General features: G+C 72.5%; 28 protein-coding genes. 20 read left to right on the top strand and 8 right to left on the bottom strand.

Annotated features, from left to right (window positions below):
• The first annotated feature begins 240 nt into the window (after positions 1–240).
• The 4 genes from ASC82_RS25885 to ASC82_RS30465 all read left to right on the top strand — a co-directional run bounded on the left by ASC82_RS25885 (position 241) and on the right by ASC82_RS30465 (position 4445).
• The gene (locus tag ASC82_RS25885; RefSeq protein WP_056652793.1) at positions 241–2319 is read left to right on the top strand and encodes an FUSC family protein; all 2079 of its coding nucleotides are present in this window, start codon (positions 241–243) and stop codon (positions 2317–2319) included.
• Between the two features lie 112 nt (positions 2320–2431).
• The gene (locus ASC82_RS25880) at positions 2432–3016 is read left to right on the top strand and encodes a hypothetical protein (protein ID WP_056652790.1); all 585 of its coding nucleotides are present in this window, start codon (positions 2432–2434) and stop codon (positions 3014–3016) included.
• 101 nt (positions 3017–3117) lie between these two features.
• The gene (locus ASC82_RS25875) at positions 3118–3669 is read left to right on the top strand and encodes a SigE family RNA polymerase sigma factor (protein WP_056652787.1); all 552 of its coding nucleotides are present in this window, start codon (positions 3118–3120) and stop codon (positions 3667–3669) included.
• Positions 3666–4445 carry a hypothetical protein gene (locus ASC82_RS30465; protein ID WP_056652784.1) on the top strand — a complete coding sequence of 260 codons (780 nt, stop codon included), beginning with the start codon at positions 3666–3668 and terminating at the stop codon, positions 4443–4445. The genes ASC82_RS25875 and ASC82_RS30465 overlap by 4 nt, the downstream gene beginning before the upstream one ends.
• 90 nt (positions 4446–4535) lie before the next feature.
• On the opposite strand, the gene rpsN is transcribed toward ASC82_RS30465, so the two are convergent.
• Both rpsN and rpmB read right to left on the bottom strand, forming a co-directional pair.
• On the bottom strand, positions 4536–4841 hold the full coding sequence (rpsN, locus tag ASC82_RS25865; RefSeq protein ID WP_056652782.1) for a 30S ribosomal protein S14: 306 nt from the start codon (positions 4839–4841) through the stop codon (positions 4536–4538).
• Positions 4842–5078: a 50S ribosomal protein L28 gene (gene rpmB / locus ASC82_RS25860; RefSeq protein WP_056652779.1), complete on the bottom strand. Its 237-nt coding sequence runs from the start codon at positions 5076–5078 to the stop codon at positions 4842–4844.
• Between the two features lie 124 nt (positions 5079–5202).
• Here rpmB and rpmG point away from each other — a divergent pair, with 124 nt between their 5' ends.
• The 4 genes from rpmG to ASC82_RS25840 all read left to right on the top strand — a co-directional run bounded on the left by rpmG (position 5203) and on the right by ASC82_RS25840 (position 7358).
• Positions 5203–5367 (top strand): 50S ribosomal protein L33, encoded by a 165-nt coding sequence (gene rpmG / locus ASC82_RS25855; protein WP_024758461.1) that lies wholly within the window; start codon positions 5203–5205, stop codon positions 5365–5367.
• Between the two features lie 6 nt (positions 5368–5373).
• A complete protein-coding gene (locus ASC82_RS25850) occupies positions 5374–5643 on the top strand; it encodes a type B 50S ribosomal protein L31 (RefSeq protein WP_056652775.1) in 270 nt (89 codons plus the stop codon).
• Entirely contained in the window at positions 5643–6857 is a 1215-nt protein-coding gene (locus tag ASC82_RS25845; protein WP_056652773.1) for a GTP-binding protein, read from the top strand. The genes ASC82_RS25850 and ASC82_RS25845 overlap by 1 nt, the downstream gene beginning before the upstream one ends.
• A gap of 288 nt (positions 6858–7145) precedes the next feature.
• Positions 7146–7358: a DUF397 domain-containing protein gene (locus tag ASC82_RS25840; RefSeq protein ID WP_030219358.1), complete on the top strand. Its 213-nt coding sequence runs from the start codon at positions 7146–7148 to the stop codon at positions 7356–7358.
• An 84-nt stretch (positions 7359–7442) separates the two neighbouring features.
• Here ASC82_RS25840 and ASC82_RS25835 read toward each other — a convergent pair whose 3' ends face one another.
• Complete coding sequence (locus ASC82_RS25835) at positions 7443–7943, bottom strand: ATP-binding protein (protein WP_056652770.1); 501 nt, start codon at positions 7941–7943, stop codon at positions 7443–7445.
• Between the two features lie 363 nt (positions 7944–8306).
• Here ASC82_RS25835 and ASC82_RS25830 point away from each other — a divergent pair, with 363 nt between their 5' ends.
• The 7 genes from ASC82_RS25830 to ASC82_RS25800 all read left to right on the top strand — a co-directional run bounded on the left by ASC82_RS25830 (position 8307) and on the right by ASC82_RS25800 (position 15190).
• Positions 8307–9179: a helix-turn-helix transcriptional regulator gene (locus ASC82_RS25830; protein WP_125747364.1), complete on the top strand. Its 873-nt coding sequence runs from the start codon at positions 8307–8309 to the stop codon at positions 9177–9179.
• Positions 9180–9241: 62 nt separating this feature from the next.
• Positions 9242–10699, top strand: coding sequence for an aldehyde dehydrogenase family protein (locus ASC82_RS25825; RefSeq protein ID WP_056652764.1), 1458 nt, complete (start codon positions 9242–9244; stop codon positions 10697–10699).
• Positions 10700–10799: 100 nt separating this feature from the next.
• Positions 10800–11342, top strand: a complete 543-nt coding sequence (locus tag ASC82_RS25820; protein WP_056652761.1) for a DinB family protein — start codon at positions 10800–10802, stop codon at positions 11340–11342.
• A 40-nt stretch (positions 11343–11382) separates the two neighbouring features.
• Positions 11383–12033, top strand: a complete 651-nt coding sequence (locus tag ASC82_RS25815) for a PadR family transcriptional regulator (RefSeq protein WP_056652757.1) — start codon at positions 11383–11385, stop codon at positions 12031–12033.
• A 91-nt stretch (positions 12034–12124) separates the two neighbouring features.
• On the top strand, positions 12125–13081 hold the full coding sequence (locus ASC82_RS25810) for an ATP-binding cassette domain-containing protein (protein WP_056652754.1): 957 nt from the start codon (positions 12125–12127) through the stop codon (positions 13079–13081).
• Positions 13078–13842, top strand: a complete 765-nt coding sequence (locus tag ASC82_RS25805; protein ID WP_056652751.1) for an ABC transporter permease — start codon at positions 13078–13080, stop codon at positions 13840–13842. The genes ASC82_RS25810 and ASC82_RS25805 overlap by 4 nt, the downstream gene beginning before the upstream one ends.
• A 91-nt stretch (positions 13843–13933) precedes the next feature.
• A complete protein-coding gene (locus ASC82_RS25800) occupies positions 13934–15190 on the top strand; it encodes a hypothetical protein (RefSeq protein ID WP_079039482.1) in 1257 nt (418 codons plus the stop codon).
• A 15-nt stretch (positions 15191–15205) separates the two neighbouring features.
• On the opposite strand, the gene ASC82_RS25795 is transcribed toward ASC82_RS25800, so the two are convergent.
• Together ASC82_RS25795 and ASC82_RS25790 are read right to left on the bottom strand one after the other, a co-directional pair.
• Positions 15206–16624, bottom strand: coding sequence for a glutamate decarboxylase (locus tag ASC82_RS25795; protein ID WP_056652748.1), 1419 nt, complete (start codon positions 16622–16624; stop codon positions 15206–15208).
• A 30-nt stretch (positions 16625–16654) separates the two neighbouring features.
• A complete protein-coding gene (locus ASC82_RS25790) occupies positions 16655–17944 on the bottom strand; it encodes an ion channel protein (protein ID WP_056652745.1) in 1290 nt (429 codons plus the stop codon).
• Positions 17945–18079: 135 nt separating this feature from the next.
• Between ASC82_RS25790 and ASC82_RS25785 the strand changes: the two genes are divergently transcribed.
• Positions 18080–18841: a MerR family transcriptional regulator gene (locus ASC82_RS25785; RefSeq protein ID WP_056652742.1), complete on the top strand. Its 762-nt coding sequence runs from the start codon at positions 18080–18082 to the stop codon at positions 18839–18841.
• A gap of 11 nt (positions 18842–18852) precedes the next feature.
• On the opposite strand, the gene ASC82_RS25780 is transcribed toward ASC82_RS25785, so the two are convergent.
• Positions 18853–19221 (bottom strand): YbjQ family protein, encoded by a 369-nt coding sequence (locus tag ASC82_RS25780; protein WP_056652739.1) that lies wholly within the window; start codon positions 19219–19221, stop codon positions 18853–18855.
• Positions 19222–19373: 152 nt separating this feature from the next.
• On the opposite strand from ASC82_RS25780, the gene ASC82_RS25775 reads away from it, so the two are divergent.
• Positions 19374–20102 (top strand): VTT domain-containing protein, encoded by a 729-nt coding sequence (locus ASC82_RS25775; RefSeq protein WP_056652736.1) that lies wholly within the window; start codon positions 19374–19376, stop codon positions 20100–20102.
• Between the two features lie 216 nt (positions 20103–20318).
• On the opposite strand, the gene ASC82_RS25770 is transcribed toward ASC82_RS25775, so the two are convergent.
• Positions 20319–21989 (bottom strand): threonine/serine exporter family protein, encoded by a 1671-nt coding sequence (locus ASC82_RS25770; RefSeq protein ID WP_056652733.1) that lies wholly within the window; start codon positions 21987–21989, stop codon positions 20319–20321.
• A 126-nt stretch (positions 21990–22115) separates the two neighbouring features.
• The gene (locus ASC82_RS25765) at positions 22116–22607 is read right to left on the bottom strand and encodes an inorganic diphosphatase (RefSeq protein ID WP_056652730.1); all 492 of its coding nucleotides are present in this window, start codon (positions 22605–22607) and stop codon (positions 22116–22118) included.
• Positions 22608–22710: 103 nt separating this feature from the next.
• Here ASC82_RS25765 and dacB point away from each other — a divergent pair, with 103 nt between their 5' ends.
• From dacB to tilS, 3 genes are all read left to right on the top strand, one after another.
• Entirely contained in the window at positions 22711–24198 is a 1488-nt protein-coding gene (gene dacB, locus ASC82_RS25760) for a D-alanyl-D-alanine carboxypeptidase/D-alanyl-D-alanine-endopeptidase (protein ID WP_056652728.1), read from the top strand.
• A 60-nt stretch (positions 24199–24258) separates the two neighbouring features.
• Positions 24259–25398: a zinc-dependent metalloprotease gene (locus ASC82_RS25755; protein ID WP_056652725.1), complete on the top strand. Its 1140-nt coding sequence runs from the start codon at positions 24259–24261 to the stop codon at positions 25396–25398.
• 207 nt (positions 25399–25605) lie between these two features.
• Positions 25606–26625 (top strand): tRNA lysidine(34) synthetase TilS, encoded by a 1020-nt coding sequence (gene tilS / locus ASC82_RS25750; RefSeq protein ID WP_056652722.1) that lies wholly within the window; start codon positions 25606–25608, stop codon positions 26623–26625.
• Positions 26626–26658 lie beyond the last annotated feature (33 nt).

The raw sequence follows: 26658 nt of genomic DNA, 5'->3' as shown, positions 1-26658 counted from the left end.
CCCGGCCCCGGCCCCGGCCTGGCCTTGGCCTTGGCCCTGGCCCCGGCCTGGCCCTAGCCCCGGACCCGGCCCCGGCTTGGCCCTCGGCCCCGGCCCCGGCTTGGCCCCGGCCTGCCCCCTCTAACCACCCCCCGTCTCTCTCCCCCCACCAGCCCCCCCCAGCCCCCGGCAGGGTTTCGGGAAGGGGCGGGGTGGGGGGAAATGCCCGTTTCATGGGTGTTCGCGGATACGCTCAGGATCATGAGTTGGCTCCGGGCCCTGAAGGAGACCGCCCGCTCGGGGCTCACCGTCGAGCGGCGGCGGCTCGAACCCGTGATCGCCGCCCGTGGCGCCCTCGGACTCGCCCTCGTCGTCGGGGTCTCCCTCGCCCTCTTCGGCCCCGCCGTCGCCGCCTCCTCCGCCTTCGGGGCGTTCCAGGCCGCCATCGCCACCTTCCAGCGTTCCTGGCGCCCCCGCCCCACCCTCGCCCTCGCCTCCGGCGCCAGCCTCGCCGCGTCGACGTTCCTCGGGTACGTCACCGGCGCCGGCTCCCATCCGGTCCTCTTCCTCGGCCTGCTCCTGCTCTGGACGTTCCTCTCGGGGCTCGCCTGGGCCGCCGGCCCCACCGCCGGCATCATCGCCTCCTCGAACGTGGCGATGATGCTCGTGACGGTCACCCTCCCCACCTCCGTCGCGACCGCCGCCGGCCACGCCGCCATGATCTTCGCCGGCGGTGTCGTCCAGGCCGCCCTCGTCGTCCTCCTCCCCGTCCGCCGCTGGGGCGCCCAGCGCGACGCCCTCGCCGACGCCCTCGCCGCCGAGGCGGACTACGCCCGCCGCCTCCGCCACGACCCGGTCGCCCCCTTCGACCCCGTACCGCTCATGACGGCCCGCAGCGCCGCCGCCGTGACCCCGCGCCAGGCACGCAGCCGCCCGGCGGAGCTGCACGGCGCGCGGGGCCTCGCGGAGCGGATCCGCCCGGTCCTCGCCTCGCTCGCGGACCCGGCCGTCGGCGTGCCCGAGGAGGGGCCGGAGCGGGACCGCGTACGCGAGCTGCTCGCCGCCGCGGGCGCCGTCCTCGACGCCGCCGCGCACGCGATCCGGCACGGCGAGCCGGTCGCCCTCCCCCCGGCCGCGCTCGCCGCCCTCCGGACCCCCGATACGGGCGCGATCCTCTCCGGCCCGCCCCGCCGCGCCGCCCACCGCCTCGCGGCCCTGCTCGGCGACGTCGTCGAGACGGCGGAGCCCCGCACGGAGACGACGGGCACGGACGAGGCCCGCACCCGCCCCACGATGGTCCGGCTCGCGCCGATCGTCCTCGCGAAGATGCGCGCGGAGCTGCGCCCCGACTCCGCGATCCTGCGCCACGCCGTCCGCGTCTCGGCGGTCACGGCCGCCGGTTACCTCCTCGGCACCGCGCTCCCCTTCGGCCACGGCTACTGGGCGCCGATGGCCTCCGTCATGGTGATGCGCCCGGACTTCACACAGACGTACGCCCGCTCGGTGGCCCGCTTCGGCGGCACCCTCGTCGGCGTGGCGCTCGCGACGGCGGTCGTGCAGACGGCGCACCCGGGCATGTATCTGTCCGCCGGACTCGCGGTCCTCTGCGCCTTCGGCATGTACCTCCTGATGCGCACGGGGTACGCGGTCAGCCAGGTCTGCGTCGCCGCGTACGTCGTGTTCCTGCTCGGCATGGCCGGCGCGGGCCTCACCCAGACCGTCCGCGAGCGCGTGCTCCTCACCCTCCTCGGCGGGCTGCTCGCCATGCTCGCGTACGCCGTCTACCCGGCCTGGGAGACGCCCCGCCTGCGCGGCCGCCTCGCGGACTGGCTGGTGGCGGACGGCCGGTACGCCGCCGCCGTCGCCGCGCGGTACGCCGAACCCGCCGGCCAGTCCTGCCCCGACGTCCGCGAGGCGCTCCTCGCCACCCGCGCCGCCCGGGTGGCCTGGCAGGAGGCGGTGGACCGCGCGAACCACGAGCCGGTACGCCACCGGGGGCTCTCGCACGCGGCGGCGGAGGAGGCCGGGCACGCCCTGGCGGAGTTCGGCCGCGCGGCGATGCTCCTGGAGGCGCACCTGCCGGACCGGGGCGCCGCCCCGCTGCCCGCCGCCGCGGCCCTCGCCGAGTCCCTGCGCCGGACGACGGAGCGGGGCGCGAAGGACGTACGGGAGCGGCGGCGACCGCACTGGGACGACCTGCGGGAGACCATCGCCGCCTGGTCGGCCGACCCGCCGGACCACTTCCTCGTCGACAAGGGAGCGAGGCTGCTCCTCGACGCCCTGGACGAACTCACGGAGGCGCTCGCGGACTCCGCTCCGGCGCGCCCCCGACCGTCTTGAGGAAACGGATTCCGGGATCGTGTCATCCGGCGGAGGGCCGGGGGGAGTTGAAAGGAGTGGAGACCCAGACGGTCGCGGACGACCGGACACGATGATCCCCAGGAGCAACCGGATGAAGAAGTACCTGACGGCCGTCGTCGCGGTCGCCGCCGTGGCCACCCTCGCCGCACCGGCGACGGCGACCGCCGAGACCACTGCCACCCTCGCCACCCGGACGACCGTCACCGCCACCACCGCCGTGGCCCCGGAGGCGAGGACGACCCCCGTCAAGGCCGCCTTCGCCCCCACCCCCATCCGTACCGTCCGCCCCGGTGAGCGCGTCGACGCCGGACAGGGCTGGACCGTGTGGCTCACGAGGCAGGGCAAGTACTGGTCGGGCCCGGACGGTTTCGAGAACTTCCGCAGCGTGGTCGACGGCAACATCGACCGGAGCCGGCCGGGCGTCAGCCACCAGAGCGAGGGCGACCAGAACGGCGTCTTCCACTCCGGCCTCTACTACGGGACCCGGAACGCGGGCCGCGTCGAACTGACCGACGCGGACGGCCGCAAGACCGCCGCCACCCTCGTCGCCCTGCCCGGCCGCTCCGACTGGGGCGTCTGGTACGTCCACACCGGACCGTCCAAGGGCAGCCCGGCCGTCGCGCTGTACGACCGCTCCGGCAAGCTCCTGGTCGACCTTCCGGCCTGGGACTTCTGACGGGCTGTCCCCCTGAGCGGGGGCGGGGCCCGGCACGGGGCTGGCCCCGCCCCACCCCTCTTCCTCCTCTTCTCCACCGAACGATCGCGAGGTCCGCCACCGTGCCGCACGAGTCCGCCGCCGAGGACGACGGCTTCGCCGAGTTCGCCGTCGCCGCCTGGCCCCGGCTGGTGCGCACGGCCCAGCTGCTGACCGGCGACTTCCACGAGGCCGAGGACCTGGTGCAGACGACGCTGGCCAAGGTGTACGGGCGGTGGGGACGGGTGCCCCGGGGCGAGATCGACCTGTACGTGCGCCGGGCCCTCGTCAACAACAACCTCAGCCGTATCCGCCGCAAGCGGGTCGCGCTCCTCCTCACGCCCGTGCTCCCCGAGTCGCTCCGGCACACGTACGCGGGACATGCCGAGGCCGTCGAGCAACGCACCGCGCTCCAGGAGGCGTTAGCGGACCTGACCGCCCGCCAGCGCGCCGTGATGGTGCTCCGCTACTGGGAGGACCTGACCGAGCAGGAGATCGCGAGCGTGCTCAACTGCTCGATCGGCACGGTCAAGACGCACGCCCGCCGAGGCCTGGCGGCGCTGCGCACCCACCCCCGGCTCGCCGCCGCCCCCGTCCCCTACGCCCCCGCCGCCCCGTCCGGAGCTCCCCGATGACCCCCGCATCCACACCCGATCCCGACACGGGCCCTGCGACCGACGCGACGAACGTGGACGCCGAAGCCGAAGCCGAGGCCGAAGTCGACCGGATCCGCGAGGCGTTCGTGCGCGAGGCCCACGACGTCACCCCGAGTCCGGTGCCGCTGGCCGCCCTCATGCGCGAGGGTCGGAAGGCCCGTCGGCGCCGCCGCACGGCGACCTTCTCGGCGCTCACGGTCCTCGGCGCCGCGACGGCTGCGGCGGCGGTCGCCGGCGTGATGGCCGCGCGGCCGTCCCTGCCGGCCCCCGCCCCGATCGCCGCCCCGCCGTCCGCCGTCGCCCCCCGGGTCCCCACCCCCAAGGCCACGCCCACCTCGGCGAAGCCCACCCCGACCCCGGTCCGGGTCGTGGCCTCCGGCCAGCGCATCGACGCGGGCAAGGGCTGGAAGGTCTGGCTGACGGCGGAGGGCAAGCACTGGGCGGGGCCGGACGGGCTCGAGAACTCCCGCAGCGTCACCGACGGGAACATCGACACCGCCGTGCCGGGAGTGTCCCACCAGGCGCACACGTCCCCGGCGGGCGGCTTCCACTCGGGCCTGTACTACGGGACCCGCGCGGTCGGCCGGGTCGAGCTCAAGGGCCCCGGGAGCACCAGGACCGCCGCCACCCTGCTCGAACTGCCGGGCCGCCCCGGCTGGGGCGTCTGGTACGCCCACGCCGGACGGGGGGCCGGGGAGGCCGGCCTGGCGATGTACGACCGCGCGGGCAAACTCCTCGCGGAGCTGCCGGGCTGACGGCCAGGGCGTGTCCGGGCGGATCATGGCCGGGATCGCGCGCTGATCCGCCGGACACCCCCTAGGCCACGACCGCCGGCGGCGCGCCCCTCACCACGAGGCCTTCCGCACCCCCGGCAGGAAGCCCGCGTGCGCCTGCTGCCGCATCCGGACCCGGGACAGTCCGAACCTCCGCAGATGGCCCCGGGGCCTGCCGTCCACCGCGTCCCGGTTCCGTACCCGGGTCGCGCTCGCGTCCCGGGGCTGGCGGCGGAGTTCCCGTACCGCCGCCTCGCGGTCCGCGGCCGGGGTGGAGGGGAGGCGGAGGATCTCCTTCAGCTCGGCGCGCCGCTCGGCGTACCGCGCGACGACCGCCTTCCGCCGTTCGTTGCGTGCGATCTTGCTGCGCTTGGCCATTCAGACCCTCACCCCGCGCGCCCGGATGCGGGCCACGGCGGCCTCGACCCCGATGGCGTCGACGGTCTTGATCGCGCGGGCGCTGAGCGTGAGCCGGACGTACCGGCCCTCGCCGGCGAGCCAGTACCGCTTGCGCTGGATGTTGGGGTCGAAGCGGCGCGAGGTGCGCCGGTGGGAATGCGAGATCCGGTTGCCGAATCCGGGCCGCGCGCCGGTCAGCTGACAGTGGGCGGACAAGGGGTGACCTGCCTCTCCATAGGGCTTTCCCTAGGGCTCTCCGTAGGACTCTCCGTGGTGCTCTGCGGAGGGTTCTCCGAGGAGTCATTGGAAATGGGAACCATTTTCATTTACTCTACACACCATGGCCCGCAACGAACTCCGCCCCGTCATCAAGCTCCGGTCCACCGCCGGCACCGGATTCACCTACGTCACCCGCAAGAACCGCCGCAACGACCCCGACCGCCTCACCCTGCGCAAGTTCGACCCGGTCGTCCGCGCGCACGTCGACTTCCGAGAGGAGCGCTGAGCCACCATGAAGCCCGGCATCCACCCCCCGTACGAGCCCGTCGTCTTCCGTGACAAGGCGGGCGGCTTCGCCTTCCTCACCCGTTCCACGCTCGGCAGCGACAAGAGCGTCGAGTGGGAGGACGGGCGCACGTACCCCGTCGTCGACGTCGAGATCTCCTCGGCGAGCCACCCCTTCTACACCGGCACCGCGCGCGTCCTGGACACCGCGGGCCGCGTCGAGCGCTTCGAGAAGCGGTACGGAAGGCGCGCCGACGACCCCGGGGCAGCCCGCTGATGTTCACCGTCGCCCTCGTCGGAGGACTCCACTCCGACGCCCGCCGCGCTGCCGTGGACCGGCTCCTGGCCGACGTCCCCGGCAGCGTGGCGCTCCACCACGACCTCGCGACGGCCCCGGCCACCGGGACCGTCGCCCGTACCGTCCGCGACGCCACGAGCGTCCTGTCGGCCGGCGAGACACCGCTCGTCAACGACTGCGCCTGCTGCGCCCTGCGCGAGGACCTCGTCCCCGAGCTCGCGCGCCTCCGCGACTCCGGGCTCACCCGACTCGCGGTGGTCGAGCTCTGGGACTCCGTCGAACCCAAGGCGATGGCCGAGGTCGTCGCCGCGGCCGGGTTCCGCATCGGCGCCGTCGTCACCGCCGTCGACCCGGCCCTCCTCCTGCCGTACCTCGGCAACGGCGACGACCTCGCCGACGTCGGCCTCGCCGCGGCCGCCACCGACCGCCGTACCGTCGCCGACACCTGGGCGCGCCAGCTGGAGTACGCGCCCGTGCTCGCCGTCGCCGAGAGCTCCGACGTCGCCGAGAGCGCCGACGCCGACTCGGGTGGCGACGTCGACTCGGGTGGCGACCTCGACCCGGGTGGCGACCTCGCCCCGGGCGCCGACGCGGATGCCGACCGCGCCCTGCTCGACCAGCTCCACCCCACCGCCCTGCGGATCCCGGTCGACGGCGGCGGGCTCGCCGTCGCCGTCTTCGCCGGCTTCGACGTGGAGGCCGCGGCCGCCGCCCAGCACCCGGCCTGCGCGCTGCTGCCGCAGGACGCGGACGAGCACGGCGTCGCCACCTACGTCTGGCACCACCACCGGCCCTTCCATCCCGAGCGGCTCTATGCCGCCCTTGAGGGCCTGACCTGCGCCGCCACCCGCAGCCGCGGCCGCTTCTACCTGGCCGACCGGCCCGACACCCTGCTCGCCTGGGACGCGGCGGGCGGCGCGCTCTGCGTGGAGAGCCACGGCCCCTGGCTGGCCTCGCTGCCCGACGCCGCCTGGGAGATGGTCCCGCCGGTCCGCAGGGCCGCCGCGGCCCTCGACTGGCACCCGGAGCACGGCGACCGCTGCCAGCACCTGGTCTTCACCTCGCCCGGCCTGGACCGCGAAGGCCTGTCCGAGCTCCTCGGCTCCTGCCTGCTCACGGACGCCGAGTACGCCGCCGGGCGCGAGTCCTGGAAGGGGTTCGCCTCGGCCTTCGACACCCTCCTGGAGGTCTGACCCCCCTGCGCGCGAAAGTCGCGCGCGCGTCCCCGCGAAAGTCGGCGAAGCGCGACCGAACCCTCTGGGCCGCGATGGCGTCCTCTATACGGGCTGCCGTGCTCGCCTGTGCGAGCTGCCGTACTCGCAGGTAGCACGCTGAGTCGCGTAGCCGCTACGCCACCCCCCGTGCACGTGCATCTGCTCATGCATTGGCATATGAACACAGCTATGATCCGAGGAAGTTGACACCTGCACCAAGCAACTCGGGAGCTACCAGTGCATCATGCGCATCGCGCGTACAACGGCATGGCGGCCACGGAGCTGCGAGGCGTCGTGTGGCAGAAGAGCAGGCACAGCAACTCCCAGGGGTCCTGCGTGGAGTTCGCGAAACTTCCGGGGGGAAACGTTGCCGTACGCAATTCGCGCCACCCCGACGGGCCCGCACTCGTCTACACGCCGGCGGAGATAGAGGCGCTCCTTCTCGGCGTCAAGGACGGGGAGTTCGACCACTTGGTGTGAGCCCGGTGTCACGAGGAACGGGAAAGAGGAAGGGCCCCGGCGGAGACCGCCGGGGCCCTTCCTCTTTCTACGTACAGATGCCGCCTACTGCTCGGGGCCGACCCGGAACAGCGCCCACACGACCTTGCCCTGGAGCGTCCCCGCGAGCGGGTGCCACCCCCAGCTGTCGCTGAAGGACTCCACCAGGAAGAGCCCGCGGCCCGACTCGGCGGCGAAGTCCTCCTCGCTGCAGCGCGCCTCCGGGCTCGCCTCGCTCGGGTCGCGCACGGCGCACACGAGGCGCGAGGCCCAGCGCATGAGATGCAGTCTCACGGGCGGGTTCTGGCCGTCTTCCTGAGGCGCGTCGGGGGGTACCGCGTGCCGCAGCGCGTTGGTGACGAGCTCGGAGACGACCAGCGCCACGTCGTCGAAGCGGTCGGCCATGTCCCAGCGGTCGAGCGTCGCGCTGGTGAACTTCCGGGCCCCGCGCACGGCTTCGTACCGGGCGGGCAGGGCGCAGGAGGCGGAGGTGGAGACGGCGCCGGGATCGATCGGCGGAAGGCCCTGCCGTAACGGCTCGAGCACGGTCGATCCATTCGTCCCCATGCGAGGCACTCCCGGGAATCGCGACTGTGGTGCGACAACACGACAACACGAACGAGTACGCGGCTGCGCGGGGTCCATGGTTCCGAAAGCGACCACTGGATGCAAGGGCAGATGCACGTGCACGCGCCGGACCTGTCCGTCCCTGTGGTGAATCTGTGCATATCTTCTGCGGGTCGGCGGGCGATTCGGCGTGTCCCGAGCCCCGTTCCGCCACCGTTCCACCCCTGATCCCTCCCGATTCGTCGATCACTTGCCCGGAAGTCGCCCTCTTTCCGTAATCGAATGTGTACGCGCTGAAGCGTTTGGTGGCAGAATCCGGGGCTCGACGGGGGCTCGACACCGTAAATGGGGAGGCTGAGAGCCGTGACCGCAGGCGAATCCGGTGGAGCGAGCGGGAGTGTGGTGCGGCGCATCCTGCTGGGCTCTCAGCTGAGGAGGTTGCGCGAGTCGCGCGGGATCACCCGCGAGGCGGCCGGTTACTCGATCCGCGCGTCCGAATCCAAGATCAGCCGTATGGAGTTGGGACGGGTGAGCTTCAAGGCCAGGGACATCGAGGATCTGCTCACCCTCTACGGAGTCGGCGACGAGACCGAGCGCGGCGCGCTCCTCGGGCTCGCCCGTGAGGCCAACGTCACCGGCTGGTGGCACAGCTACGGCGACGTCCTGCCCGGCTGGTTCCCCACGTACATCGGCCTCGAAGGCGCCGCCTCCCTCATCCGCGTCTACGAAGTCCAGTTCGTCCACGGCCTGTTGCAGACCGAGGCGTACGCCCAGGCCGTCGTCACCCGCGGCATGCCCGAGGCTCCGCGCGCCGAGATCGACCGCCGTGTCGCCCTCCGCCTGGAGCGGCAGAAGGTCCTCGTCTCCGAGCGGGCCCCGCAGTTCCACGCCGTCCTCGACGAGGCCGCGCTCCGCCGCCCCTACGGCGACCGCGCCGTCATGCGGGGGCAGTTGAAGCATCTGATCGAGATCTCCGAGCACCCCGGGGTCACCCTCCAGGTCATGCCCTTCAGCTTCGGCGGTCACGCCGGCGAGAGCGGCGCCTTCACGATGCTGAGCTTCCCCGAGTCCGACCTCTCCGACATCGTCTACCTGGAGCAGCTCACCAGCGCCCTCTACGTCGACAAGCGCGAGGAGGTCGCCCAGTACCAGCGCGTGATGGAGCGCCTCCAGAAGGACAGTCCGGATCCGGCCGAAAGCCGGGACCTTCTCCGGGGACTCCTCCAACTCTCCTGACACATCAGTACGATGACGCCACATCAGTCTGATCGCAGGTAGCGGGTAGAGGGGTCTCCACCATGTCGCACTTCACCGACCTGGCCCACCAGTACATCGACGGCGAGTGGAAGCCGGGCAGCGGCTCGTGGGACATCATCGACTTCAATCCGTACACCGGGGAGAAGCTCGCGTCGATCACCGTCGCCACCGCTGACGAGGTCGACCACGCCTACCGGGCCGCCGAGCGCGCGCAGGCCGAGTGGGCCGCGACCAACCCGTACACGCGCCGGCTCGTCTTCGAGCGCGCGCTGCGGATCGTCGAGGACCGCGAGGCGGAGATCGCCGAGACGATCGTCGCCGAGCTCGGCGGCACCCGCCTCAAGGCCGCCTTCGAACTGCACCTCGCCAAGGAGTTCCTGCGCGAGGCCGTCCAGCTGGCCCTGCGCCCCGAGGGCCGCATCCTGCCCTCGCCGGTCGACGGCAAGGAGAACCGCGTCTACCGCCTCCCGGTCGGTGTCGTCGGCGTCATCTCCCCCTTCAACTTCCCCTTCCTCCTCTCGATCAAGTCGGTCGCGCCCGCGCTCGCCCTCGGCAACGCGGTCGTCCTCAAGCCCCACCAGAACACCCCGATCTGCGGCGGCACCCTCGTCGCCAAGGTCCTGGAGGAGGCCGGCCTCCCGGCCGGTCTGCTGAACGTCGTCGTCACCGACATCGCCGAGATCGGCGACGCGCTCCTCACCCACCCCGTCCCGAAGGTCATCTCCTTCACGGGCTCCGACAAGGTCGGCCGGCACGTCGCCACGGTCTGCGCGCAGAACTTCAAGCACGCCGTCCTCGAACTCGGCGGCAACAGCGCGCTGATCGTCCTCGACGACGCCGACGTCGACTACGCGGTGGACGCGGCCGTCTTCAGCCGCTTCGTGCACCAGGGCCAGGTCTGCATGGCCGCCAACCGCATCCTGGTGGACAGCAGCCTGGAGGCGGAGTTCACCGAGAAGTTCGTGGCGAAGGTGAAGACCCTGCGCGTCGGCGACCCGGCCGACCCCGCCACGCACATCGGCCCGCTGATCAACTCCCAGCAGGCGGAGGCCGTCTCCTCGCTCGTCGACCAGACGGTCGCGGCCGGCGCGACGGCCCTGCTCCACGGCGCGGTCGACGGGAACGTCGTCTCGCCGTCCGTCCTGAGCGGCATCCCGGCCGACTCGCCCGTGCTCAGCCAGGAGATCTTCGGCCCGGTCGCGCTCATCGTCCCCTTCGACGGCGAGGACGAGGCCGTGCGGATCGCCAACGACACCCCGTACGGGCTCAGCGGCGCCGTCCACACCGGGGACGTCGAGCGCGGCGTGCGGATCGCCCAGCGCATCCACACCGGCATGATCCACATCAACGACGGCACCGTGCACGACGAGCCGATCGTGCCCTTCGGCGGCGAGAAGCACTCGGGCATCGGGCGGCTCAACGGCGACGCGATGGTGGACGCCTTCACCACGCAGAAGTGGATCTCGATCCAGCACGGCCGGAGCCGTTTCCCCTTCTAGGACAGAAGCTGTCCGCAAGGGTGCGTAACTTGATGGGTGTCGGGAGGGGCCAAGGCCTCCCCGGCACCCATCGGCGTAGACGTACCGGAAGGCGGACACCATGGTTGCTCTCGTTCCCACCGAGGCCCACGGCGACGAGCGCGGGGCGCTCCTCAACTTCATCGAGGCCCAGCGCGCCGCGATCCGCCGCTCGCTCCTCGGCCTCACCGAGGAGCAGGCGGCGAGCCGCCCCAGCGCCAGCGAGCTGACCCTGTCGGGCCTGCTCAAGCACGTCGCCGAGGTCGAGCTGAACTGGCTCCGCCTCGCGCAGCAGCGGCCCAACGAGAAGCAGCGCACCGAGGACACCTGGAGCGAGGGCTTCAAGCTCGTCGGGGACGAGACGATCCCGGAGATCATGGAGTTCTGGTCGGGCGTGGCGAAGGAGACCGAGGAGTTCGCCCGCTCGGTGCCGAGCCTGGACGACACCTTCCCGCTGCCGGAGGCGCCGTGGTTCCCGAAGGACGGCCGGGTGTCGGTCCGCTGGATGCTGATGCACCTCGTCCAGGAGGCGGGGCGGCACGCCGGGCACGCGGACGTCATCCGCGAGTCCCTGGACGGCAAGGGCTCCTTCGACCTGATCAAGCAGGAGCAGGGCTGGGGGTGACCCCGTACCCTGGTCAAAATTGACTAGGGAGGTGTGGGGGATGTCGGCGATCCGGCTGCTCGTCCTGGGCGCGGTGAAGCAGCACGGCCGCGCCCACGGCTATCAGGTGCGCAACGACCTGGAGTTCTGGGGCGCGCACGAATGGTCCAACGCCAAGCCCGGCTCGATCTATCACGCGCTCAAGCAGATGGCGAAGCAGGGACTGCTGCACGCCCACGAGATCGCGCCGAGCGCGGTCGGCGGGCCGCCGCGCGTCGAGTACGAGCTGACGGAGCAGGGCGCGGAGGAGTACTTCACGCTGCTCCGCGAGGCCCTGACCACGTACGACCAGAAGATGGACGTCCTGTCGGCGGGGATCGGCTTCATCGTGGACCTCCCCAGGGCGGAGGCGGCGGAGCTGCTGCGCCGGCGGGTGCGGGCGCTCGACGAGTGGCGCGCGTCGGTCACCGAGTACTACACGCCGGAGGGCGGCCCGGGCCAGCTCGGGCACATCGGCGAGATCATGCACCTGTGGATCCACTCGGCGGACGCCGGCAAGGAGTGGACGCTCGGCCTGATCGAGCGGATCGAGGGCGGGGCGTACGTGTTCGCGGGCGAGGGGGATCCCTTCGTGGGCGTGCTCGCCGAGGGTGAGGAGAACCCGTTCGCGACGGGGTCCGGCGATGAGGATCCTGAGGATTCTCGCGACTAATCAAGCTTGACTAGCTGCCCGCGAGGGCATACCTTCCTTCGTCGGTGGCAAGTGGTCAAATTTGACTAAGGTGTTTTCGGGAGGAATCGGAATGCACACGGAAGCGATCCTCATGGAGGGCGCGCGGAAGCGGTACGGCGAGAAGGACGCCCTGGCCGGGCTCGACCTGGCCGTCGGCCGCGGCACCGTCCACGGCCTGCTGGGCCCCAACGGCGCGGGAAAGACCACGACGGTACGGATCCTGGCCACCCTGCTGCGCCACGACGAGGGCCTGGTGCGGGTCGCGGGCCACGACGTACGGACCGAGGCACGGGAGGTGCGCCGGCGGATCGGGCTGCTCGGGCAGCACGCCGCCCTCGACGAGGAGCTGGGCGGCCGGCAGAACCTGGAGATGTTCGGCCGGCTCCACCACCTGGGCGCGCGGGGCGCCGGGGCGCGCGCCGACGAGCTCCTGGAGCGCTTCGGCCTCACGGACACCGGCCGCAAGCCCGTCAAGCAGTACAGCGGCGGCATGCGGCGGCGGCTCGACCTGGCCGCCTCGCTGATCACCGATCCCGAGGTGCTCTTCCTCGACGAGCCGACGACCGGGCTCGACCCGCGCGGCCGCGGCGAGGTGTGGGAGTCCGTGCGCTCCCTGGTCGGCGGGGGCACGACCGTCCTGCTCACGACGCAGTACCTGGAGGAGGCCGACCGGCTCGCCGACCGGATCTCGGTCGTGGACCGGGGGCGGGTCGTCGCCGACGGCACGGCCGGCGAGCTCAAGGCGAGGGTCGGCGCGGACCGCATCGACGTGGTCGTCCGGGACGCGGCGCGGCTCGACGAGGCGGCCGGGCTGCTGCCGGCGGCCCGGTCCGAGGTGAGCGTGGATGCCGACCGGCGGCTCCTCAGCGCGCCCGTGGCGGACCGGATGGCCTCGCTCACCGAGACCGTCCGCGCCCTCGGCGAGGCGGGGATCGAGGCCGAGGACATCGCGCTGCGGCGGCCGACGCTGGACGAGGCCTTCCTGAGGCTCACCGAACGCGAGCAGGAGAAGGAGGTGGCGGCATGAGCGTCGCGTACGTGGTGAGCGACTGCTGGACGATGACCCGCCGCGAGCTGTCCCACTGGGCGCGGCAGCCCGTACAGGTCCTCGTCGGGCTCGTGTTCCCGGTGATGATGCTGCTGATGTTCGGCTACCTCGTCGGCGGCGGGCGGGCCGTCGACGGCGACTACGTCGACTACCTGGTGCCCGGGATGCTCACGCTGACCATGGTCTTCGGCCTCGAAGGCACCATGACGGCGGTGACGCAGGATCTGAACAAGGGCGTGATCGACCGGTTCCGGTCGATGCCGATGACCGACGGGGCCGTCCTGGTCGGGCGCGCCGCCGCCGACATGCTCCAGTCGGCCACCGGGCTCCTCGTGATGGTGGGCGTGGGGTACGCGATCGGCTGGCGGGCGCACGGCGGACTCGGCAGCACCCTGGGGGCACTGGGGCTGCTGCTCCTGCTGAGGTTCGCGATGCTGTGGATCGGGATCTTCCTCGCGCTGGTCGCGGGGCGGGCGGAGCTGGTGCAGGCGGTGCAGATCCTGGTCTGGCCCGTCGGCTTCCTCTCCAACGCCTTCGCCTCGCCGGACTCGATGCCGGGCTGGCTCGGCACGGTCGTGGAGTGGAACCCGATGTCGGCGACGGCGACGGCGGTCCGCGAGCTCTTCGGCAATCCGGGCGGCGAACCGGGGCACATCGTGGCGGCGGTGGTGTGGCCGCTGGTGCTGTTCGCGGTCTTCTTCCCGCTGGCGGTACGGCGGTTCGGGAGGCTCGGAAAGTAGCGGCGCGGAGGTGGGAACCCGAAGGCGGTGAGCGGTGTATTGAAGGCAGTGGTTCACCGCGAACCGCCCTAGGGGCAAGGGGGATCGTGCGATGCGCAGGGTCGTGGGAGCGGCCGGCGCCGTCGTGGCGCTGGTGTTGGTGGTGTTGACGGGATGTACGGAAACGGGTGCGGGTGCCGGGCCGGGTGCGGGCTCGCCGGGGGCCTCCGGGTCCTCGGGGCCGGGGTCCTCGGGGTCGGCCGGCCCGCCTCCGGCGGGGGCGTTCGGGGCGCCGCCCCGGCTGCCCTCCTCGGCGGGGCTGCCCGGGTGGCCGCACGGTCTGGGGCTCGCGCGGGACGGCAGCGGGTTCGCCCTGCTCGCCGAGTGCGCGGGCGACCGGGCGGCGTACTCGGGGAGTGGCGTCTGCCGGCAGCACGTGGCCGTGCGGGACGCGGGGGCGAAGGAATGGGTGCTGCGGCGTTCGCCGCTGCCCGACATACGGATGCCGGACGGCGTCTCGGCGAATCTGCGGGTCCTCGGGCCGGGCCGGGCGCTGATCGAGGACGGTGGCGCCGGGCCGGACTCCAGGACCTGGTTCACCCGTGACGGCGGCCGCAACTGGCGGGCGGGCGACGGGCGTACGGTCGGCACGACCCCGGAGATACCGGCGGGGGCGGTGCTCGTCACCGACTGCGCGGCGCCCGCCGCGGCCGGGCCGGACGACTGCGACAGGGAGCGCCTCGTCGTGGTCTCGCCGCAGGACGGGCGGCGCCGGGCGCTGGCCCGGGTGCCGCTCCTCGGGGCGCACCCGCGGCCGGCGGAGCAGCCGGAGCCCGACGGGTCCTGGTGGGTCTCGGGGACGGATCCGCTCTCCGGGCGGGCGGCGGTCGCCGTCTCCCGGGACGCGGGCCGGAGCTGGCAGGTGAGCCGGCTGCCGAGCCCCGCCACCCGGCCCGGGTGGTTCACGGCGGTGGCGGTCGGCCCGGACGCGGTGTACGCGGCGGAGATGGGGGAGTTGACGGGCGGCGAGCCCGTGAAGAACCCGATGCGGGCGCTGCACCGCTCCCTGGACGGAGGCCGGACGTGGCAGCGGATGTGGACGACGGGTCCGGAGCGGGAGCCCCGGACGCTGCTCGGGCTGCCGGTTCCGGGCCCCGGCGGCCGGGTCGAGCTCGGCGGGGAGCTGTCGGGGTACGGCAGCGTGGACGGCGGGCGCACCTTCGTCCGGCTGGGCGACGGCGCGCACTTCACCCGCCGCACCCCGCTCGGTCTGCTGCGGGAGTCGGCCCCCTGTCAGTACGCGCTGACGGCGGACGGGGTGCGGTGGTCGGAGTTCCTGCTCGCCTGCGAGGACGCGAAGTCCTCCTGAGGGTGCGGCCGGGGCTCAGTGGTGGAAGGAGGTCGCCGCGCCCTTGTCGTGGGTGAACGGGCCGGTCTGGCGCCGCAGTTCGGGCAGGACCCGTTTCAGGTCCTCGATGAGCAGCCCTGCGAGGTCGGCCGAGAAGCCGTTGCGGCAGACCACGCGGAGGACGGACAGGTCCTCGCGGTGGGCGGGGAAGGTGTAGGCGGGGACCAGCCAGCCCCGTTCGCGCAGCCGTCGGGAGACGTCGAAGACGTCGAAGGCGGTGACGTCGGGCGCGGTCGTGAAGGCGAAGACGGGCAGCTGGTCGCCGCGGGTGAGGAGCCGGAAGTCGCCCGTGGCCTCGATGCGTTCGGCGAGGCCCCGGGCGACGTCCCGGGAGGTCTGCTGCACCACCCGGTAGCCCTCGCGGCCGAGCCTCAGGAAGGTGTAGTACTGCGCGACGACCTGAGCGCCCGGCCGGGAGAAGTTGAGGGCGAAGGTGGGCATGTCGCCGCCGAGGTAGTTGACCCGGAAGACGAGTTCCTCGGGGAGTTCGTCGGGGGAGCGCCACAGCGCCCAGCCGACGCCCGGGTAGACCAGGCCGTACTTGTGACCGGAGGTGTTGATCGAGGAGACGCGGGGGAGGCGGAAGTCCCACACCAGGTCCTCGTCGAGGAAGGGGGCGATCATGGCGCCGGAGGCGCCGTCGACGTGGACGGGGATGTCGAGGCCGGTGCGTTCCTGGAGGGCGTCCAGGGCGGCGCAGATCTCGGCGACGGGTTCGTAGGAGCCGTCGAAGGTGGAGCCGAGGACGGCGACGACGCCGATGGTGTTCTCGTCGCAGAGCGCGACGGCCGACTCGGCGTCGAGGTGGAAGCGGTCGCCTTCCATGGGGACGAGCCGGGGTTCGACCTCCCAGAAGTTGCAGAACTTCTCCCAGCAGACCTGGACGTTGACGCCCATGACCAGGTTGGGGCGGGCGGAGGCCGGGTAGCGGTCGGCGTTCCGTTTGGCCCAGCGGCGCTTGAGGGCCAGGCCGGCGAGCATGCAGGCCTCGCTGGAGCCGGTGGTGGAGCAGCCGACGGCCGTGGAGGGGTCCGGGGCGTTCCACAGGTCGGCGAGCATGGCGACGCAGCGGCGCTCCAGTTCGGCGGTGCGCGGGTACTCGTCCTTGTCGATCATGTTCTTGTCGCGGCACTCGGCCATGAGGACGCCGGCCTGGGGTTCCATCCAGGTGGTGACGAAGGTGGCGAGGTTGAGCCGGGAGTTGCCGTCGAGCATCAGCTCGTCGTGGACGAGCTGGTAGGCGCTCATGGGGGGTAGCGGCCCGTCGGGGAGGCGGTGGCGCGGAGGGGCCTCGGTCATGCCGCCGATCGGGTCGGCCTCCCCGAAGAAGGGGTTGAGTGCGAGCCGGCGCTCGTGCTCGGGCGTGGAGGCGTCGGGGCCTTTGTGCAGCGGCATGGGGGACTCCTTCTGTCCGAGTGGGGAGGGTCAGTGCAGGGGGGCGCCGTGTTCGTCGAGTTCGAGCTGAGGGCGTCCGGTGACGATCAGCCAGGCCGGGAGAGAGGCCAGGCAGAGCACGGCGAGCATTGCGGGGGAGGGGGCGAGGACGGCCCCGGTGAAGAGGCTGATCCAGCCCAGCCGGGTGGTGGCGAGCAGGACGCCGAGGACGGCGGAGGAGACGGCGACGGCGGGGTGGACCTCGGGGACGAGCGCCTGGGCGAGCAGCCCGAAGGCGGTCCCGATGAAGACGGCGGGGAAGATGCGGCCGCCCCGGAAGCCGCAGGAGGCGGCGACGAGGAGGGCGAGGAGTTTGATCACGGCCAGCTTGGCGAGTTCGCCGGAGGACCAGCTGCCGATCGAGGAGGTGAGCTCCTTGACCTCCTCCAGGCCCTTGAAGAGGGTCAGTTGCCCGCCGAGGGCGCCCAGGAGGCCGAGGACGAGACCGCCGAGGGGCAGCATCACCATCGGATGGCGCAGGCGGCCGAAGAGGGCGTGGAGGGAGGGGAAGAGGTAGCAGGAGGCGAGCCCGAAGACGGCCGCGGCGGAGGCGATGACGAGGGAGGCGAGGAGGTCGCCCCAGCCGGGGTCCGTCAGCGGCGGCAGCCCCATGTCGAAGGTGGGCTCGGCGAGCAGCTCCGTGGTCATCGCGCCGGCGCCGGCGGCGACGAGCGGCGCGAAGAGCCGGTCCCAGAGCGAGCCGCGGCCCGGCTGCCCCGCCAGGGCCTCGGAGATGACGAGGGCGGCGGCCACCGGCGTACCGAAGAGGGCGCCGATGGTGGCGGCCGAGGCGAGGGCGACCCAGGCGGCGGCGGGCACCGAGGGCGCGGCCTTGCGGCCGAGCCAGTAGGTGAGGGCGATGTTGGCCATGATGATCGGGTTCTCGGGGCCGAGGCTGACTCCGCCGGCGAGCGCGAGGGTGGCCGCGAGCAGCAGGCCCGGCACCACTCCGGGGGCGAGCGGCGCTCCGCCGAGACCGCCGGATGCCGGGTCGGGGCCGGCGTGTCCCGGCACCTTCCACACGACGAGGCCCACGGCGATACCGGTGGCCGTGAGCATGAGGACGATCCAGAGGGAGGAGTAGCCGCCGATGCCGAGGGCGTCCGGGAGGTCGTTCCAGAGCACGCCCTGGAACTCGTCCGCGAGGGCGCTGATCCCGAGGAGTACCAGGCTCGCCCCGACGCCGATCGCGAGCGCGGGCGGGATCTGCCGCAGCTGGACCAGACGGGGAGCCTCCGCGCCGGAGGGCGACGGCGTGGGCGGAACATGATCAGTGGCCACTGCCCCACCATATGTGAGCAAATGCCGCATAACATCCCGAGATGTGGCCGGAACGGGCTCGCGAGGGCTTGCACCTCACGTCACGTCAGGCCCGAGGCTGACACGCGTACCGACAGAGAAAGGGGCGGACGGCCGATGGGCTACTCCGTGGGACAGGTCGCCGGCTTCGCCGGGGTCACGGTGCGCACCCTGCACCACTACGACGCGATCGGACTGCTCTCCCCGAGCGGCCGCAGCACGGCGGGCCACCGCCGCTACGACGACGCGGACCTCGACAGGCTCCAGCAGATCCTGTTCTACCGGGAGCTCGGCTTTCCCCTCGAAGAGGTCGCCGTCCTCCTCGACGACCCCCGTGCCGACCCGCAGGAGCACCTGCGTCGGCAGCACGCGCTGCTGACCGCGCGGATCGGGGAGCTCCGGAGGATGGCGGCGGCCGTCGAGCACGCCATGGAGGCGAAGAAGATGGGCATCAACCTCACTCCCGAGGAGAAGTTCGAGGTCTTCGGGGACAAGGACCCCGAGCGGTACGCGGAGGAGTCCGCCCGCCGCTGGGGCGGCACCCACTCGCACGAGCTGGCCCAGGCCCGCGCCGCCGCGTACACGAAGGAGGACTGGCAGCGCATGAAGGACGAGGTGGACGCCTGGGGAGCCGCCTACGGCGCCCTCATGGACCGGGGCACGGCCCCCGGGTCCGAGGAGGCGATGGACCTCGCCGAGGCCCACCGCGCCCACATCACCACCTGGTTCTTCGAGTGCCACCCGAGGACCCACATGGGGCTCACCGAGATGTACCTCGCCGACGAGAACTTCCACGCCTTCTACGAGGCGATCCACGAGGGCCTTCCCGAGCACCTCCACGCCGCCGTCCGGGCGAACGCCCAGCGCCTGGCCGCCTAGGCAGCGTCGGCTCAGGCGCGTGGCGCGATCACCACGGCCGTGCCGTACGCGCACACCTCCGTGCCCACGTCCGCCGCCTCCGTCACGTCGAAGCGGAACATCAGCACGGCGTTCGCACCGCGCGCCTGGGCCTGTTCCACCAGCCGCTCCATCGCCTGGTTGCGGGTCTGCACCAGCGTCTTCGTCAGACCCTTCAGCTCCCCGCCGATCATCGACTTCAGCCCCGCGCCGATCTGGCTGCCCAGATGGCGCGAGCGCACGGTGAGCCCGAAGACCTCACCGATGACCTGCCGCACCTCGAAGCCCGGCACGTCGTTCGTCGTCACGACCAGCACGTCGGGATGCGGCCCCTGACCGCCTCCGTACTCATCGATGCCCATCGGCATACACCTCCTGACCCCCCAGCCTCGGGGGAGCGGGCCCTCTTCGCATCCTGTGGGCCCCGGGTGGAACCGGTCGCGTCCGGCTCGCGTTGATAGCTTGGGGTCAGCCGTCCCCCCATGCCCCCACCGACTGCAGGAGCCCGGAACCCGTGAACACGCTTGCCCTCGGACCGAGCTGGCTGGACCCGGACTATCTGATCGGCGAGTTCGGTCTGATCGGCGTCCTCGTCATCGTCTTCGCCGAGTCCGGACTCCTCATCGGGTTCTTCCTGCCCGGTGACTCGCTGCTCTTCACCACCGGGCTGCTCGTCACCACAGGGAAGCTCGACAAGCCGCTGTGGATGGTGTGCGCCCTGATCGTGGCCGCCGCGATCATCGGCGACCAGGTCGGCTACCTCTTCGGCCGGAAGGTGGGCCCGGCCCTCTTCAAGCGACCCGACTCCAAGCTCTTCAAGCAGGAGAACGTCGCGAAGGCGCACGAGTTCTTCGAGAAGCACGGCCCGAAGTCGCTGATCCTGGCCCGCTTCGTCCCCATCGTGCGGACGTTCACGCCGATCATCGCCGGCGTCAGCCGGATGAACTACCGCTCGTTCATCACGTTCAACATCATCGGCGGCGTGCTGTGGGGCGCCGGCGTGACCCTGCTCGGCGCCTCCCTCGGCAAGATCGACTTCGTGCACCAGCACATCGAGATGATCCTCGTCGGGATCGTCCTGATCTCCGTGATCCCGATCGTGATCGAGTTCCTGCGGGCCCGCTCCCAGTCGAAGAAGGCCCAGGCCAGGGGCGACGGCGACCAGGGCGGTCACGGCAGCGGACACGACGCCCCCGGCACCCCCAACCCCCCGGCCTCCCGAGGCCGCCACGCCAAGCGCTAGGGCCTGTCTGACAATTCCCGCCGGGTCCGGCCCGCCCGGCACGCACGCTCGCCGCACGGCCGACACACCCACGTAGTCCCCCGTAGCCCTTCGGGCACGGGAGGTACCCCCACCGCTACGAGGGCGTCCCGGCCGCACGCCGATCGCACGCACCGAACGACCCGGCCTGATCCGACGCCAATTGTCAGACAGGCCCTAGAGGCCCCGAAGCACGCCTTAGAAGCCCCTGGTCCGCTTGGCCGCACGACGCGCCGAAGCGGCACCGGGGGCCTGCATGAAGAGGCGCGCCAGCTCGCCTCCCAGGTTCACCCCGATCGCGATCGCCAGGGCCAGGGCCGCCGCCTTCGCCAGCGAGGCGAAGCCCTGGTCCAGATTGTTCTGGGCGATCGCGAGCACCCCGAAGTACGTCGCCGAACCGGGCAGCAGCGGACCGATCGCCGCCGTCACGTACGGCAGCGACGACGTGTGGTGGTACCGGGCGATCAGCTGCCCGAAGAGCCCCACAAGCCCCGCCGCCACGGCCGTCGCCATCACCGTCGACCCCTCCGCGGTCACCGCGATCGACGCGTAGATCACCCACGCCACCCCGCCGTTCAGCGTCGCGAAGAGCACCGTCGCCCGCGACTGCTGCAGAAGGATCGCGAAGGTCGCGCACAGCACCATCGACGCCAGGATCTGCGTCACCGGCCGCTCCACCGCCTGCAGCGCCCCCTCCGGGTTCAGCTGCGCGTCGAACTGCACCGCGACGTAAAGCACGGACAGCACGCCCACCACGATCGCGACGAAGAAATACGCGACCTCGAGGAGCCGGGCCGAGGCCGTGATGTAGAAACCCGTCAGACCGTCCTGCACCGCCGCCACGAGCGCCCGCCCCGGAATCAGCGCGAACAGACCACCGGTGATCACCGCAGAGGGCCGCAGATCCGCGTGCAGCAGCGTCAGGAGCACGCCCATCGCCGCCGGCGGCATCGCCGCCACCAGGAACTGGTAGAACTCCGGCAGCCCGCGCCCCGCGCACAGCCACGCCAGCCGGTCACCGAGCACCGCGCCCAGCGCCGCCACCAGGAAGACCGTGAGGCCACCACCGAGCAGCACCGAGGCCGCACCCGCCAGCACGCCCGCAGCCGCCGTCAGCACCCACCCCGGATACGGATGCCGGTTACGCCGTATCTCCGCGAGCCGCCGGTAGGCCTCCTCCGGCGTCACCTCGTGCGCCCGCGCGTTGATGTCCGCCAGGAGCGTGTACACCGCCGCGAGCCGCGTGTAGTCCGTGCCCCGCCGCCGTACCGTCCGGTTCGCCGTGATCGGCGCGTCCACGAGCGACGGCTGGTACGTGACGGACAACAGAGTGAACGTCACCGTCGGCTCGACCCGGTCCAGACCGTACGAGCGGCAGATCACGAACATCGCCGTCTCGACGTCCTCCGCGCCCTCCCCACCCGCGAGCAGCAGCTCGCCGATGCGCAGCGTCAGGTCGAGGACACGCGGCACCGAAGGACCCGTCTCGTCCTCCTTGCCCGCCGCCTCCGGCACCGGCCGCTCGTGCACCGGCAGCCGCAGCATCGTCCGCATCCGGTCCTGCCACGGCGCGTCCTGCGGCAGCCGCACGAGGGGCACCCCGTACGCCGGGGTGAACGCCGGCGGAGAGTTCTTCGCGGAGTACGTCGCAGGCGTCGCGAACGCCGAACCCTCCTGCTCGGCCGGCGGCTCGGCCGTCAGCCCCGGCGGAAGCGCGAACTCGGAGGTCGGATGCTCCTCCTCCGGCGGCGAGGGCTGCTCGACCCCCGCAGGCGGGACGAACGCGCTCCGCGCCTCGTCCGACTGCGGCTTCCGGTCCTCCGGAGCGTCGTCCGGAGCACCCTTCGAGCCGTCCGGCTCCGCCACCACTCTGTCCGCCTCACTGCCTCGGGAACCGTGGCTTCCAGTATGAGCGTGCGACGGATGTGCGAAAGGCGGTGCACCCCAAAGAGGTGCACCGCCTTCACACGATCAGAAGCTCAGAAGAGCGCAGCCTCAGTGGCCGCCCTGCTCCTTGGCGCGCGCGTACGACTTCTCGATCTCTTCCTCGGCCTCGGCGCGACCGACCCAGTCCGCACCCTCGACCGACTTGCCCGGCTCCAGGTCCTTGTAGACCTCGAAGAAGTGCTGGATCTCCAGGCGGTCGAACTCCGACACGTGGTGGATGTCCCGCAGGTGCTCCATGCGCGGGTCGGTGGCCGGGACGCACAGCAGCTTGTCGTCGCCGCCCGCCTCGTCCGTCATGCGGAACATGCCGATCGCGCGGCACTTGATCAGGCAGCCCGGGAATGTGGGCTCGTCGAGGATGACGAGCGCGTCCAGCGGGTCGCCGTCCTCACCGAGGGTGTTCTCGACGTAGCCGTAGTCGGTCGGGTAGGCCGTCGACGTGAACAGGCGACGGTCCAGGCGGATGCGACCCGTCTCGTGGTCGACCTCGTACTTGTTCCTCGATCCCTTCGGGATCTCGATGAGAACGTCGAACTCCACGGGTGGCTCCTCCTGAATCAACACAAGTGAATGCTCGCGACGACGCGCGGTGATTAAGTGTCCCTCACGGACGACCGTGATCGCGAAAGGGGCTGGTCATCTCATGCCGGAGCCGAGGATGTGGCAGCTCACGGCGGGCTCCGCCGCCCTCGGTCTGGCCCTGGCCGCCGTGGCGGTGACCGCGGCAGGCCCGTGGGACACGGGTCAGCGTACGGCCGAGCGGGCCCGCGCCGCCGCCCCCGCGACGGGTGGCGCGCATCACGCCCCGCCCCCGGCCCCCGCCGCGCCCCGACGCCCCGCGCCCGCCCCCAGCGCCCCCGGCGTCCTCCCCGCGCTCCACGCCCCGGCCGCCGCCGAGCGCCCCGCCGGCCGCCCCGCGGACCTCGCCGCCACCCTCGTACCGCTCCTCGCCGACCCCGGCCTCGGCCCGCTCCGCACGGCCTCCGTCGTCGACACCGCCACCGGCACCCAGCTCTACGGCGAAGGCGCCGGCACCCCCATGACACCCGCCTCCACCGTCAAGATCGCCACCGTCGCCGCCGCGCTCTCCGCCCTCGGCCCCGACCACCGCATCCCCACCACCGTCACCGCCACCGCCGACGGCCGCACCGTCACCCTCACCGGCGGCGGCGACCCCACCCTCGACCCGGCCCGCCTGGGGCGCCTCGCCGCCGACACCGCCCGCGCCCTCAAGGCCCGCGGCCACACCTCCGTACGCCTCGCCTACGACACGAGCCTCTACGAGGGCCCCGAGCTCCACCCCATCGGCCCCAACGAGAACCTCGCCCCCGTCACCGCCCTCATGACCAGCGAGGGACGCCTCGACAAGAGCAACAGCGGCCCGGCACCCCGCGCCGCCGACCCGGCCGGCGACACCGCCACCGCCTTCGCCGGCCTCCTCACCGCCGCCGGCGTCAAGATCACCGGAGCGCCCACCAAGGCCACGGACGGCCCCACCAAGGCCACCGACGCCCCGGCCCAGGCCACGGACGCCCCGGCCAAGACCCCCGCCGCCGCCCCGAAGCCGCCCGCCCCCCTCGCCCGTACGCACTCCGCCCCCCTCGCCGACCTCGCCGAGCGCACCCTCACCCACAGCGACAACGACCTCGCCGAAGCCCTCGCCCGCCAGACCGCCCTCGCCCGCAAACAGCCCGCGAGCTTCGAGGGCGCCGGGAAGGCCGTACGCGACGAACTCGCCAAGCTCGGCCTCCCCCTCGCCGGCGCCCGCTTCGCCGACGGCAGCGGACTCGACCGCCGCGACCGCGTCTCCGCCGCCCTCCTCACCACCCTCCTCACCCGCGCGGCCGACCCCGCCCGCCCCGCCCTCCGCCCGGTCCTCACCGGCCTGCCCGTCGGCGGCTTCACCGGCACCCTCGCCGGCCGCTTCGACACCGCACCCGCCACCGCGGGCGCCGGACTCGTCCGCGCCAAGACCGGCACCCTCACGGGCGTCAACACCCTCGCCGGCACCGTCGTCACCGCCGACGGACGACTCCTCGCCTTCGCCTTCCTCGCCGGCCGCACCCTCTCCCCCTACGAGGCACAGCCCGCCCTCGACCGACTCTCCGCCGCCCTCGCCGGACAAGGCTGACCACCGACAGCACCATCCGGAACCCTCACCGATCGGGCCCCGAGACCGTACGGTTGACGCATGACGAGCATCGGTGGCGCAGGCACATCCGGGATGGTCGACTGGAACCTCGCGGTCGCGACCGCGACCCGCCTCGTGCGGCCCGGACCCGAAGTCAGCCGCGACGAGGCCCGCGAGGTCGTCGCCGAACTCCGCAAGCACGCCAAAGCCTCCGAGCAACACGTCCGCGCCTACACCCGGATGCTCCCCGAAGGCGCCGACGTCCACGACACCCCCGTCCTCGTCGTCGACCGCGCCGGCTGGATCAAGGCCAACGTCGCCGGCTTCCGCGAACTCCTCACCCCGCTCCTCGGCAAGATGCAGGAACGCCGCTCGACCACCCCCGGAAACGCCGTCCTCGGCGCCGTCGGCGGCAAGGTCACCGGCGTCGAGCTCGGCATGCTCCTGTCCTTCCTCGCCTCCCGCATCCTCGGCCAGTACGAGACCTTCGCCCCCGCCACCCGCGAACTCCCCGCAGGCGCCAACGGCGGCGGACGCCTCCTCCTCGTCGCCCCCAACATCGTCCACGTCGAACGCGAACTCGACGTATCGCCCCACGACTTCCGCCTCTGGGTCTGCCTCCACGAAGAGACCCACCGCACCCAGTTCACCGCCGTCCCCTGGCTCCGCGACCACCTCCAGGGCGAGATCCAGTCCTTCCTCGCCGCCACCGAGGTCGACCCCGGCACCGTCGTCGAACGCCTCCGCGACGCCGCCCAGGCCCTCGCCGGCGGCCGTCCGGAAGGCGAACAGGGCGAACCCGCCCCCTCCCTCGTCGAGATCGTCCAGACCCCCGAGCAGCGCGAGATCCTCGGCCGCCTCACCGCCGTCATGTCCCTGCTCGAAGGCCACGCCGACTACGTCATGGACGGCGTCGGCCCCCAGGTCGTCCCCTCCGTCGCCGAGATCCGCGAGAAGTTCCAGCAGCGCCGCGCCCGCGGCGCCTCCCGCCTCGACCTCGCCCTCCGCAAGCTCCTCGGCCTCGACGCCAAACTCCGCCAGTACCGCGACGGCGAGCGCTTCGTCCGCGCCGTCGTCGACCAGGTCGGCATGGACGGCTTCAACCGCGTGTGGACCTCCCCCAACACGCTCCCCACCAAGTCCGAGATCGCCGCCCCCGCCGACTGGATCGCGAGGGTGCACCGTAAGGCAGACTCCTGAGACAGGTGCGCCGGACGGCGTAGGAACACGGGAGAACAACCCGCCAATCACCCATCCGAGGGACCCTGGGCATGGGGTGAGGCGTGCAATGCTCGGGTAACGGCCGGGTTTCTGTCACCATCGACGCACTCTGAGTGACCGAACCCCCCTTTCCGACCGTTAAGACTCCGACCGAGGCACCCCACCCCATCACGAAGGGCACCGGACATGGGTCCCCATCCTGCGGTCGCGGCGATACGCCTGGCGGTCCGCCGCGTACTCCACGACGTCCTCACCGAGCACCAGACCGACCCCACCACCGCACACGACGGACGCGAACCCCTCGTCCTCGTCGCCTGCTCCGGAGGCGCCGACTCGATGGCGCTCGCCTCCGCACTCGCCTTCGAAACCCGCAAACTCCCCGTACGCGCCGGCGGCATCACCGTCGACCACGGCCTCCAGGACGGCTCCGACACCCGGGCCGCCGAGGTCGCCGGACGCATGACCGCCCTCGGCCTCACCCCCGTCGAGGCCGTCACCGTCACCGTCGGCCGCGAAGGCGGACCCGAGGCAGCCGCCCGCGACGCCCGCTACACCGCCCTCGACGCCGCCGCCGAGCGCCACGGAGCCGCCGCGATCCTCCTCGGCCACACCCGCGACGACCAGGCGGAAACCGTCCTCCTCGGCCTCGCCCGCGGCTCCGGCATCCGCTCCCTCTCCGGCATGGCCGCCGTCTCCGGCGCCGCCGGACGCTACCGGCGCCCCTTCCTCCACCTCGACCGCCACACCATCCGCAAGGCCTGCATCGCGCAGGAACTCGCCGTCTGGGACGACCCCCACAACAGCGACCCCGCGTACACCCGCTCCCGACTCCGCCACGAAGGCCTCCCCGCCCTCGAGAAGGCCCTCGGCAAGGGCGTCGTCGAAGCCCTCGCCCGGACGGCCCAACTCTCCCGGGACGACGCCGACGCCCTCGACACCTGGGCCGCCGACGCCGAGACCTCCGTACGCGACGAGGCGGGCGCCCTCGAATGCGCCAAGCTCTCCGGCCTGCCCCCCGCCGTACGCCGCCGTGTCCTGCGCCGCGCCGTCATCGCCGAGGGCGCCCCCGCCGGTTCCCTCTTCGCCCGCCACATCGAGGAAGTCGACCGCCTCATCACCGGCTGGCGCGGCCAAGGGGCCATCAACCTGCCCGGACGAGTCGAAGCCCGCCGCCAGGGTGGCAGACTGGTCATCCGGCAAGGCTGACGCACGCTGCAACGAAAGTGACCCGGGTGAACG

Source organism: Streptomyces sp. Root431, from assembly GCF_001426585.1.
Taxonomy (GTDB): domain Bacteria; phylum Actinomycetota; class Actinomycetes; order Streptomycetales; family Streptomycetaceae; genus Streptomyces; species Streptomyces stackebrandtii.
The sequence above is the reverse complement of the archived record's forward strand: the minus strand, read 5'-3'. Positions and strand labels throughout refer to the sequence as shown.